Source organism: Prevotella sp. MGM1 (assembly GCF_002933775.1).
Taxonomy (GTDB): Bacteria; Bacteroidota; Bacteroidia; order Bacteroidales; family Bacteroidaceae; genus Prevotella.
In genome coordinates this window covers 23,307-35,992 of record NZ_BEWV01000221.1, presented here as the reverse complement: position 1 = coordinate 35,992, position 12,686 = coordinate 23,307, and the positions used below count along the sequence as shown (strand labels likewise).

Genomic DNA, 12,686 nt, shown 5'->3' with positions numbered 1-12,686 from the left:
TGACTTTATTATTACATTTAAAAGTTTTACACCATATAAGGCTTGTCGTCGTTTAATGTATTTTAACCAATCGCAAAGCAGTCTTTTCCGCATTTATAAATCTTCATATCGTAAAAACAATTCAGATATGGATACGGAGAAACTCGTGAAACGCGCGAAAAACGGCGACACAGAGGCTTTCGGGTTACTGTACGTGGCATACGCCGAAAAGATGAAAGGCGTGTGCATCAATATTCTCAGACACGACACAGACATAGCGGACGACCTTGTGCACGACGCCTTTGTCGTTGCGTTAATGTCTGTAAACAGGCTGCGAGACCCGAAAAGATTCGGCGAGTGGCTTACTACCATCACGAGAAATATCACACTGAAATACATTAACGACAGAAAGCGCGAAAATATCGTGGCGCTTTCCGACGCACACGAGGAATACATGACTGATCCGGAAAGCGGCCGCGAAACATATACCGACATTACGACCGAAGAGCTTATATCACTGACAGACAGACTGCCAGAGGGTTACAGGCACGTATTCCGGATGTCTGTGCTCGAAGGTTTGTCCCATAAGGAAATCGCAGAGACCCTCGGTATCAGGCCGCACACGTCGTCATCGCAACTGTACCGTGCAAAAAACATGCTAAGAAAAATATTGGCCGACAGCATGACTCCGGTACTTATAATCATATCCATGATATTGCTCCCTGTATATAAATATTTCGAAACAAAGAAGGACACCGAGGTGGCGGGTAACGAAAGCACAGGCGGAAGGACAATAAAAGATATGGACGGGCGGAAGAAGGATACACAGCAAGACACAGGGACATACGGGAAAACATCAGCACACATATATACAAACGCAACCGACACGCATAAATACCCTGAAAAAGATACAGGGACAAAGGCAAAAGCCCATACTGACACAGGCACAAAAAGCACAGAAGGCGAGACGGATGAGCCCAAAGACAGCGCACAGAACGCTCCCGCCATACCACCCTCACATCCCGAACGCCGACAATACACCCACACGGCAGCCAACAAAGGAAAGAAAAGGCTACGCAAATGGGAAATGGTAGTGGCCGGATCTGTCGGCCCCGCTCTCGCACATAACATATACAAGATGATTTCCACTGGAGGCAACAGTCCGGACATAGACACTTCCATCCCTGCAAACATAAGCACATGGGAAGAACTTCACGAGTATCTGTTGGCCAAGCAACATCCCGGCACACCGGCCGACACCACCCTGCTTACAGATATCGCCAAGAGCAACAGCGGAAAGATCGTGGAACGGGAAAAACACGAGAAGCCAGTCACAATAGGTATCACACTGACCAAGAAAATAAACAGCCGTACAGCTTTCGAGTCGGGACTGCAATACTCGCTGTTGCGTTCTTCATCGTTCATGGGAGGCGAAAACCACATACGCAACGACAGAAAGATACATTATATCGGCATACCGCTGCGCATGTCATACCGCATTGCCGACTACAAGAAACTGTCGGCATACTGCACGGCAGGCATGGTAGTGAATATCCCGATAGGCGGGAGGAGCAAAGAATGGCTGGTGACGGACACCATGTCCATGTGCACCGGCAGCCGCAAACTAAATGTTCCGTTCCAATGGTCGGTCAACGCAGGCGCAGGCATAAAGTACGACATAACGCCAAATATCGGGGTCTACATCGAACCGACACTTAACTATCACATACCCACGGGCAGCGGAGTGCGCACCACATGGTCGGAACACCCGTTCTCATTCTCCGTTCCGTTCGGCATACGCCTCACGTGGTAGTAAAAAAACGATGACAGCAGGCAGTCTTTTGACGGTTGAGGTCTCTATACTCACAGAAACCAAAACATTATCAAAAGAAACATGTACAACCTCAACGACTATCTGCGCAGCGGATTTACATACGTCAACAACAGCATCCGCCCCGGCCACAAGCGTCTCGACACCCTGATGATATACGCTACCACACGATGTCAGTCTGCATGCAAGCACTGCAATATATGGAAAAAGCCGCAAGAGCATCTCACTCTTGCCGACATAAAGAGGCTGATGACGGCAAAGTGCGTCACAAAGAACACTAACATAGGTCTCGAAGGCGGCGAGTTTGTGCTGCACCCGCAAGCCGACGAGATCATGGAGTGGTTTATGGAGCACCATCCGAAATATACGCTGCTGTCGAATTGCCTTGCCACACGAAAAACCATAGAGGCCGTGAGAAAGTATCGTCCCGCGCGACTGTATGTTTCACTCGACGGAGACAGGAAGGCATATAAACGGATGAGAGGCTGCGACGGATACGACAAAGTCATCCGGGTAGTTGAGGAAGTGAAAGACGACATACCCGTATCGCTCATGTTCTGCCTCTCGCCATGGAACAGTTTCAAGGACATGGAGCACGTCATAGAAGTAAGCAACCGCTATGGCGTGGACATAAGGATAGGCGTATACGGCACCATGGCTTTCTTCGACACCGCCGTTGACATGCTCGACACCGGCACGGAGGGATATAAGGACAGCATACCCGAATGCGTCCACAACACAGAAGAGAACTTCGACTTCATCGCACTGTACGACGAATGGAAAAACGGACGCCTCAAGCTGCCGTGCCACAGCATCCGCAGCATGCTCGCGGTGCACTCCGACGGAAATGTGCCTATATGCCAGAACCTCGACATCTCGCTGGGCAATATTCACGAGAAAACACTCGACGAGATCTTCAATTCCGAGAAAGCACGCGAAATACAATGCCGGTATTCACGAAAATGCAACGGCTGCTGGATAAACTTCCACCGAAAGTACGACATAATCCTGCTACGCAATCTTGAAAGACTGATGCCACGTAAAATCATAGAGGCTTTCTTCGGAGAATATCATTGGAGCGAAAACGGTAAAGAGACATACAGGCAATACATCAAAAGGACGGCAAGGCGAAATACTTGAAAACAAACCACATACACGCAAACATGACATTTACGGAAAATATAATACAGAGATATAAGAGCATACGAACCCGCCGACAGTTGGGCGACGTATGCCGCAAGCGATACGCTTTCGTGGGAATAGGCAGTCACAGCATTGCCAACCTATACCCGGTACTGGCACACCTGCGCGTGCCGGTGAAGTACATCTGCTGCCGGTCGACAACCAAAGCCGCAGTGGCAGCGGAGAAGTTCTCCGGCATCAAAGTAACCACATCGCTCGACGAAATTCTGGAAGACAACGAGATTGCCGGTGTCTTCGTGTCGGCATCACCTGCGGCCCATTTCGACATCGCCGCAAAAATACTCGGAAGCGGCAAGTCGCTGTTCATCGAAAAACCTCCGTGCTCATCGGCTGAAGAACTTGGCCGACTCAAGGACATGATTATACTACACGGCACTCCGACGGCAATGGCCGGCATGCAGAAACGCTATGCTCCCGCGACACAGATACTGAAATCGAGGCTCAGACACCAAAGGCCGATAAGCTATAACATGAAATACCTCACAGGCTCTTATCCTGAGGGCGACATGCTGTCAGACCTATTCATACATCCGCTCGACTACGTGACATTCCTGTTCGGCAGAGCGGAGATAACAGGCATCGACAGTGTAAGCCACTCACACGGAGCAAAGACCATGATGCTCTTATTACGACACGGAGACACGGCCGGAACGCTCGAACTGTCGACAGCATATACATGGACGGAAGCATCGGAAACAATGACGATAAACACCCGCCAAGGTGTCTACCGGATACGGAACATGGAAGAACTGACATACACACGCAAGCCGGCAACACCTTTCGGCATCCCAGCGGACAAGGTCTTCGGCCATCATCCTACATCGACATGCCTGCTGTCGAGAAACAATTTCATTCCGACAACAATAAACAACCAGATATACACACAGGGATTTTACAACGAGTTGAAAGCATTTTGTGACTTAGTCGAAGGAAAACCATCGAAATGCCTGTCTTCATTTGAAACGCTGCAAGATACATACCGGCTCATGGAAGATATCCGGACAAGGACACACGGGAATGCAGACAAAATGAAACGAACCTTTTAAAACAGGCCGGTGACATTGTAAAAGCCGTGATGAAACAATAAAATCCGGATTTGACAGAATTATACATCCATGCCAAATCCGGATTTTATATTATTATTTAAACTTGCAGAACCTATTTGGTTCCGGAGCCGAATATACTCAAAACACAATCACTCCCACTCTATCGTTGATGGCGGTTTCGACGAAATATCATAGCAGACACGGTTCACACCGCGCACTTTGTTGATGATTTCGTTTGACACCTTCGCCATGAAATCGTATGGAAGATGTGCCCAGTCGGCAGTCATGGCATCCGTCGAAGTCACGGCACGCAAGGCAACGGGATGCTCGTATGTGCGCTCATCGCCCATCACGCCTACACTGCGAACGGTAGCCAGAAGCACCGTACCGGCCTGCCATACCTTGTCGTAAAGCCTTTCACCGTCTTCACAGATATAGTTTTGCATGTGGGTGATATATATGTCATCGGCATCTTGCAGTATGCGAACCCTCTCACGGGTAATGTCACCGAGTATGCGCACGGCCAATCCCGGCCCCGGGAACGGGTGACGCTTGATGAGCCGTTCGGGCATTTCAAGCTGATAGCCGGCACGACGCACCTCATCCTTGAACAGCCATTTCAACGGTTCGCACAATTGCAAGTGCATCTCCTCGGGCAGTCCGCCCACATTATGATGGCTCTTGATCACCTTTCCTGTAATGTTGAGACTCTCAATGCGGTCGGGATATATCGTACCCTGAGCCAGCCACTTGGCATCCGTTATCTTCTTGGCCTCCGCATTGAACACCTCAACGAAATCACGGCCTATTATCTTGCGCTTCTGCTCCGGGTCGGTCACTCCTTCGAGGTCTTTGAAGAACTTCTCGCTCGCGTCTACCCCAATCACGTTAAGGCCAAGACACTCGTAATCTTTCATCACCTGAGCAAACTCGTTCTTGCGCAACATTCCGTGATCGACGAATATACAAGTGAGGTTCTTGCCTATCGCCTTGTTCAGCAACACGGCGCAAACGGAAGAATCCACACCGCCGCTGAGACCGAGAATGACACGGTCGTCGCCGAGTTGGGCTTTGAGTTCCTGCACGGTTGTCTCCACAAAAGACGCCGGGCTCCACTCCTGCTTGCTGCCGCAGATGCCTACAACGAAATTCTCAAGCAACTGCTTGCCCTGCAACGAGTGGAAAACCTCAGGATGGAACTGGACGGCCCAAAGCGGGGTTTCATTGCCGGCGTAAGCGGCATACTTAACATTGGCGGTAGAAGCGATCACATGGCAGTCATCGGGAATGGCGGTAATGGTATCGCCATGGCTCATCCACACTTGCGAATTATCCTCAAATCCCTTGAACAACGGATCGCCGGCATCAAACATAGTGAGGTTGGCACGGCCATACTCACGGCTGTCGGCCTTCTCGACCTTTCCGCCGTTGCTGTGCGATATGAACTGCGCTCCGTAGCAAATACCAAGTACAGGCAGGCGACCGACAAACCGGCTGAGATCAACCTTGAACGCCTCAGGGTCGTGTACCGAGTATGGAGAGCCGCTGAGGATCACTCCAATCACCGAAGAGTCGTCTTCCGGATACTTGTTGTAAGGAAGAATCTCACAGAAAGTATCAAGCTCACGGACACGACGGCCAATGAGTTGCGTGGTCTGCGAACCGAAATCAAGAATGATTATCTTCTGTTGCATATTATTATTGGTTTTGGTTATTATTATTGTTTTATTTTCATCTGTCAATTATTTCCATCGGCATTACATTGCGATAAGAAAGCCTCCGCATCGGAAAGAATATCCGTTTTTCCGACATCCATCAGCCGAAGACCGTCTTTCACCATTCCCCTTATCCTAATCTTATCACATATTTTCAGATAGAAATCCATTATACCGAACTTATCAGGAAAAGTGTCCATAAGAGAAAAAAGACGCGGAGAAAAGACATGTATTCCGGAAAACGCATACATCCGGCACTTTGATACATCAAGGCCGGCATAAGGGCTGCGCACCTCTCCTGTCTCGACGTTCGTCCATCCTACAAGCGTCATATCATCATCGAAAAGCAGATAACGCGAGGTCGTGCGCCTACTGACAAGCAAGGTCGCGTCACTCGCCATGCCGGCACAGTACAGTTCTGTCAGATTTATGTCACTGAATATATCAACATTATGAATGAGTACCGGCATATCGCTGTCAAACAGCGAGGCCGCATGCTTTATACCACCGCCGGTATCGAGCAACGCCGGCGTCTCATCGGATACCCGTATGTCTATACCGAAATCATTATTCCGCCGCAGATAATCGACTATCATGCCGGAAAAATGATGCACATTGACGACGATATGTTCAAAACCGGCCCCTTTCAACCGCTCGACAACATGTTCGAGCAACGTTTTTCCACCTACACGTACAAGCGCTTTGGGCATCGTGTCGGTAAGCGGTTTCAGCCGTGTGCCAAGCCCTGCGGCAAAAATCATGGCCTGCTTGGACGTTTTGACATTCATTTCCATAATATATTTATCTCTTATAATCACATTGTTCAAGCCTCCGACTTATTTCAATGTCAAGCAGATGTCCTGTTCGCGATGACATATACGAACCTCGATACCGAACTTGCCATGTATATGCTCGGCAAGGTGCTGCGCACTGTACACGCTCCGATGCTGTCCGCCCGTACATCCGAAAGAGAACATCAAGTCGGTAAATCCTCTCTGCATGTATCTATCTACATGTGCGTCCGCCAACTCATATACACTGTCGAGGAATGCAAGAATCTCCCCGTCGTCTTCAAGAAAACGGATGACCGGCTCGTCAAGTCCCGTGAGCTTCTTGTAAGGCTCATACCGTCCCGGATTATGCGTGCCGCGGCAATCAAACACATATCCTCCGCCGTTGCCGCTCTCGTCTTCCGGTATGCCGTTACGGAACGAGAAACTGAATACCCGAACAACGAGCGGGCCTTTCCCGTCATACTTTGAAAACGTGGCCGGGCCATCCTGTGGATGCGCCTCATAGACATTGCTTCCCGCCGTCCGGTAACCGTCGGCACGACTCAAAGCCGGCTGTTCGATACGCGCGAACTGAGGAAGCTCCGTAAGCCTGCGCAACATGTCCACCATATAAGGATACGGAAAACAGTCAAGTTCAAGCAACTCTCTGAGATTTTGTATTGCGGGAGGTATCGAATCGATAAAATGTTTCTTGCGCTCGAAATATCCACGGAAACCGTAGGCGCCAAGCACCTGCAACGTACGGAAAAGCACAAAGAGACTCAGCCTGTTGACAAAATGACGTACAGACGGTACCTCTACATAGTTCTTAAGCGACTGGTAGTACTCCGCCACAAGCTCACGGCGCAGTTTATGCGAATATTTGGCTGATGCCTGCCACAGGAACGAGGCCAAATCATAGTAATAAGGTCCCTTGCGGCCGCCCTGATAGTCTATGAAATACGGATTGCCGGCATCGTCAAGCATCACGTTCCGTGCCTGAAAATCACGATAAAGGAAACTGTCGCACGGCTCGGAGGTAAGGTCCTTGGCAAACAACCGGAAGTTGGCTTCGAGCTTCAACTCATGGAAATCCAGATCAGCAGCTTTCAGAAAACAATACTTAAAGTAATTCAAATCAAAGAGCACACTGTCTTCATCAAACTCCGGTTGAGGATAACAATTACTGAAATCAAGGTCACGCGCGCCGCGAACCTGGAAGTTAGGAAGCTCACGTATAGTCCTTATGAGCAGTTCTTTCTCCTTAACGGTATATCTGCCTCCGGCCGCACGTCCTCCCGCAATGGCATCGAACAAAGACACCGAACCCAAATCCGTCTGCAAATAACGCAGTTCATCATCGCTCACGGCCAATACCGCCGGAACAGGAAGCCTGCGCTTGGCAAAATGATTGGTCAGATATATGAATGCGTGATTCTCGTCGCGGCTCGTTCCTACCACCCCGACCACCGTCGAGCCGTCGGTGGCCGCGAGCCTGTAATAGTCACGGTTACTTCCGGCGACCGGCAGCTTTTCCACTCTTGCCGGTTCCGCTCCCGCCCATTGCTTATATAATTCTAAAAGCTTCTGCATAAAAATGGTGCAAAGAATGCTGCAAAGTTAGACAAAAAAAACGAGGAAACGGGATTTTGCCATATCATAATTAACATATACGACAATAAAAAAATGTATCCTTGCATGGCCTCCCTGCTTTAATGGCAGACAGTCAATCAAACCTATATAATAAATCCGGCAATCAACCTGATATAATAAATAATGTGACCTCCCGTAAAGGAAGTCACATTATTTATTGTTGCTACCAGACCTTACATAAGGCCTTTGGCTCCGATTATCTTACCACTGTCTTCATGACCGTCTTGCCTACCTTGACAATATACACACCGCTCTCAACCCTGACACGGTCTGTCTCTGTCCCTGCGGCATTGTATACGGCCTTGCCGTCAACAGTGTATACGCTTACGTTCTCGCCATTTGCGTTTTCCACCACGATAGCCTTGCCGGCAGTGAATATGCGCATTGACTTGCCTGCGATGCCAGCGATGCCGTTAGTTACGTCTACAGTCACTACGTTAGACACCTTTGACTCGCCCTTATCGTAAACGACAGTAACTACATAAGAATGCTCTCCATCAGCTGCGTCCGCGTCAACATAAACTGTTTCGGCAACCGGCTCCGAATTGAGCTTGACACCGTCACGATATACGTTGTAACCTACAATGGCCAAGTCACCAAAGCCTTCTATTGTTTCGTATTTCGCATCGTCTATCATCAGCATGAAGCTGCCTTCAGCACATGAGCGAATTGCGAAATACTTAGCTCCCTCCGGCAGTTCTGCCGTATACTCTGTCCATTCTCCGGGCACAACAGATGCCGGCTTTACGGATATAAAGTCTTTAGTGTCTTTGCTACCGGTAGAGTACAGCACCTCTATCTTCTCGGGATATTCAGATGAATAGCTGCGTGCATAGAACGAGATTGTCTGTGCATTACCGCTGAGAACAGGTGAAATAGCCCAGTCGTCAACCTGTCCGTCGTCTGCACGGTACATTGAAGCAAGATACCGAATGCCCGAATGAGCGGCAAAAGTCTGGTTCCAAGTATCGCCATCCGATACATCGTGTACCCAGAACGAACGGAGAGACTGGCTCATAGGCGTACCGTCCACATTGAAGTCTTTACCTTGGAAACCTCCCACTTGTGCGCCATCTCCATCGACAAACGTCCACTCTCCCGCAGAACTTGTAAAGCCATCATAACTCTCAAAGTCGTCCGTTACAATCACAGGCGCGGATACACCCATGTCAGGTTCGCTCCATGTCAGTCTCAGCCCATTATCAGTCTGCATACCCGCAAGATCGGTAACGACAGGGTAATTATTTGTCTTGATGACAGTCTTCACCGTATTCGTGGTGTTGTTACTCTTATCATTATCGTCAGCAAACTCTACGATGGCTTTCCATACGAGTTCAGACGGTGTCATCACTGTTGTTTTTTCAGTGAATTCAAACGATGTCTGTGCATTGCTTGCGAGTTCGGTTCCGGGAAGCGACTGCACCTTGGTGTCGTTGCAATAGAGGTCTACCGTATATGCGCCGGCTGCCGCCGCTTTGGTTCCTTGGTTCTCAACCGTGACGGTTACTTTCACATCCTCACCGGCAGTAATCGACCCTTTCGCTGCGATACCTTTTGCAACAAGGTTGTTATCAACCATGTTGAACACACGTATATTGTCAAGGTATGCGTTGCACGCGGCAGTAAACGTGCCCTCGATTATCACACGTACCCAGTCTTCATTCGTATACTCGGCCAAAGAAATCTCTGCCTTAGCATAGCTTGTGCCAGCCGTAAGGTCTGCTATCTTCTTTTTGCCTTTGGGAGTAATCACAGTGACAGTCAGAGGAGTTGCCGCATCTGCCGCACAGTCGAATGTGAGTGTAGGATTGACTGTTCCCGCAAGCGCGATCTTACCTGACTGCAAATTAATCCATCCTGCCGTCTTGGCTGCCATCAAGAAGCAACCCCCGTCACCGTCGGAAGCGTTTTCTCCGAGGGTCATACCACCTTGAAGAGAATTGTTGTTGGCATCGCATGCTATTCCCCACCAGTAAGAAAGCTCACCACCGGCTACCGATTCGAATACCGGCATCTGATAAGGAGCACCTGTAACAACTGAGGCATACGCGTCATCCGACCGACCGGTTGTGTTCGATGTCGTAACCGCGAAGTATGTGAAACCATGCTCTCCACTGTTCGTATCGTAAGCTACATTGGCAGAAGTTTCCTTCAGACCTGTTACGTAAGGATTTGCATAGTCTGTCACCGGAATCTGCATACCAAAGAAATCCATAATATCAACCGGATAGACATCGTATGTGAAATCGGCCGGATTGATGACATAACCGTTGGCTCCCTTTGTCGGGGCATCCCATGAGAGGTCAACGGAGCCGCTCTTATCGGCAATTGTAATGTTGCTGACGATATCCGGCGTGTCATAACCTACGTAAACTTTCACAGAGGCGGACTCTCCGACCTTATCACCGCAATAAGCCGTCACGGTATAGGTATAGTCACCTGCGCTTGGAACATTGTCGTCCGCTATGACAACCTCCGCTCCGGCAGCTTTTGTCTCAGAGTAAATCTTCTCGGCGTTGCGCTCAACGACAACCTTCACGTCTTCTGTTATGTCATCGCCATTGACTTTCTTGGCCGGAACCGAGAATGTGACCGTGGCCTTATTGGCACCCTGTGCATCGGCAACGACATTAAGGCCGTCGACTGTGGCAGGCGCCAATTGGTCTATTTCCGATATAGAGAAGTTGTCAACAAAAAGATAGAACTTATTCGGATCCGATATTGCGTGGACGGCGATATAGTATGTACCGTCTTCCGATACCGTAAACTCCGCGTTTCTGAGAGTAGTGAATTCCTTGGCAGTCACTTCGGTTGCGGCTATCACCGGGATAGTAAGTTGGGATACCTGTGCCTTTTTACCGGCCAATACTTCCACACGTTCAACATACGATATACCATTGGAAGCGGCATCGACAGATACCTTATACTTCTTACCAGCCTCCAAAGCTACGCCCGGGAACACGAGATAATCGTCAGCTTTATTAGTGGTACTATAACGATAACGCGCCACCATGCTTTTTGTCGTTGAATGCTCTTCTATCGTGAATGTGCTCTTATCATTGTTGGCGTCATAGATAGCGGCCTGCGCCCGCTCTTCCTCCGTATCAAATGTGTTTTTGTAAGGTAAATCGGCGGTAAGCTCTGTGATGACAGGCTCAACTATTTCCTTTTCCTCCGCACTAAGTACCACGTCCGAATACCAGTTGAGATAATATACGCGATCCACGGACGCATTGAAGAGAACTTCATCCTTGAATGTAATGGTCTTGGCACCGGCATCGTATGTTGCCACCGCATCCTTTATCACGGCTGCCTCTCCTGTCGCGTCAACACCAATGAACCAGCAATCGTATGAGCCATACTGGCCCGCATACTGGAACTTGGCGAACGTGATGTTATTACCATCAATAGTACCCTTCACCCACGCTGAGGGGAAATCTTCCGATATACCTTGCACGTAAACGTCGTTGTCAACGAATGCGACGTTCACTTTTTGGTTATTAACAAGGGTCTCGTCACTATTTGAGACAGATACACAATTCATGTACCATTCGGCAGGTGCGGCACCGGCAGGCAGCGTGACGAGTTCCGTAGAAGGAGCCACATAAGCGGGATCGTATGTCAGAACGGTCTCCGCATCGCCATAACCTCCATTCGAGTTGTCATCATCCCATAACAAACCCATATAATAAGCATCGGCCTCTTCCGTGAAAGCAGCCGTGCCTTCAAGAGTAAGCACGTCACCGTCTACGGTGAACGTGAAAACCGGCGCATATTCATCAGCTGCCTGAATCTTGCCGGCAGTGGTGATAACAGCCCAACGAAGACTTGCTGTCGCGTTGTAATCAGCATCATAATCCAACGGTTGACGGGCAGCCACAGTAATGACATTTCCACTCTTCGCACCTTTCACCCATGCGCCTGTCGTATAGCGCGTGATAGGGTTCTTGATGTAAACATTGTCACCATCCTCAATGACAGTGACTGTACCCGACTGGCTTCCCATAGCCATCTGGTTGTTGGAAGGATAATATGCCGTTCCGGTAGCGGCACGCTGATAGTACTTCGGAGCAACACCCGCAACGTCGGTAATGATACCATGGGCATCGGTGGTTACGGTAACGTTGCCTTCCTGAGTTGTTGTCTTACGCGCCGTCGACTTGTAAGGCTTGCCTGAAGATGCCGAACGATAGCCGCCAAGCGTCCATGTGTTGATAACTTTCCCCTCTATGTTCCGGAAAAAACCGTGCTTTACACTGTTTTTACGTAACACAGAAGAAGACTCTTCCTTAGCGGCCGCGGCTTTTTCCGCCATTGCAGCCTTCATCTCTTTTACCTGTTTTGCTTCCTTTGCCAACGTCTTCATGTCGACAAGCTGCTCCAGCTTATTGGCAGAAGCTGTTTTCTTCTTTGCCAAAGGAAGCTGCGCGAATGTCAACGATGCAACCATCGCGACAACAGCAATAGTAAACATTTTTTTCATTAT

The 12,686-nt window shown here is 49.2% G+C and carries 7 protein-coding genes; 3 read left to right on the top strand and 4 right to left on the bottom strand.

From position 1 onward, the window contains the following. Positions 1-127 precede the first annotated feature (127 nt). The 3 genes from MoGM_RS12130 (at position 128) to MoGM_RS12120 (ending at position 4,059) form a co-directional block, all read left to right on the top strand. Positions 128-1,792: a sigma-70 family RNA polymerase sigma factor gene (locus MoGM_RS12130; protein ID WP_158249613.1), complete on the top strand. Its 1,665-nt coding sequence runs from the start codon at positions 128-130 to the stop codon at positions 1,790-1,792. 81 nt (positions 1,793-1,873) lie between these two features. Further along, positions 1,874-2,950 (top strand): radical SAM/SPASM domain-containing protein, encoded by a 1,077-nt coding sequence (locus MoGM_RS12125; protein WP_104370313.1) that lies wholly within the window; start codon positions 1,874-1,876, stop codon positions 2,948-2,950. A gap of 23 nt (positions 2,951-2,973) precedes the next feature. Continuing rightward, a complete protein-coding gene (locus MoGM_RS12120; RefSeq protein ID WP_104370312.1) occupies positions 2,974-4,059 on the top strand; it encodes a Gfo/Idh/MocA family protein in 1,086 nt (361 codons plus the stop codon). Positions 4,060-4,208: 149 nt separating this feature from the next. Here MoGM_RS12120 and guaA read toward each other — a convergent pair whose 3' ends face one another. From guaA to MoGM_RS12100, 4 genes are all read right to left on the bottom strand, one after another. Continuing rightward, on the bottom strand, positions 4,209-5,753 hold the full coding sequence (guaA, locus tag MoGM_RS12115) for a glutamine-hydrolyzing GMP synthase (protein WP_104370395.1): 1,545 nt from the start codon (positions 5,751-5,753) through the stop codon (positions 4,209-4,211). A gap of 44 nt (positions 5,754-5,797) precedes the next feature. Further along, positions 5,798-6,562: a nucleotidyltransferase family protein gene (locus tag MoGM_RS12110; protein ID WP_233210296.1), complete on the bottom strand. Its 765-nt coding sequence runs from the start codon at positions 6,560-6,562 to the stop codon at positions 5,798-5,800. A gap of 48 nt (positions 6,563-6,610) precedes the next feature. Next, positions 6,611-8,140 carry a phosphotransferase gene (locus MoGM_RS12105; RefSeq protein WP_104370311.1) on the bottom strand — a complete coding sequence of 510 codons (1,530 nt, stop codon included), beginning with the start codon at positions 8,138-8,140 and terminating at the stop codon, positions 6,611-6,613. Positions 8,141-8,396: 256 nt separating this feature from the next. Next, complete coding sequence (locus tag MoGM_RS12100; RefSeq protein ID WP_104370310.1) at positions 8,397-12,683, bottom strand: CARDB domain-containing protein; 4,287 nt, start codon at positions 12,681-12,683, stop codon at positions 8,397-8,399. Positions 12,684-12,686 lie beyond the last annotated feature (3 nt).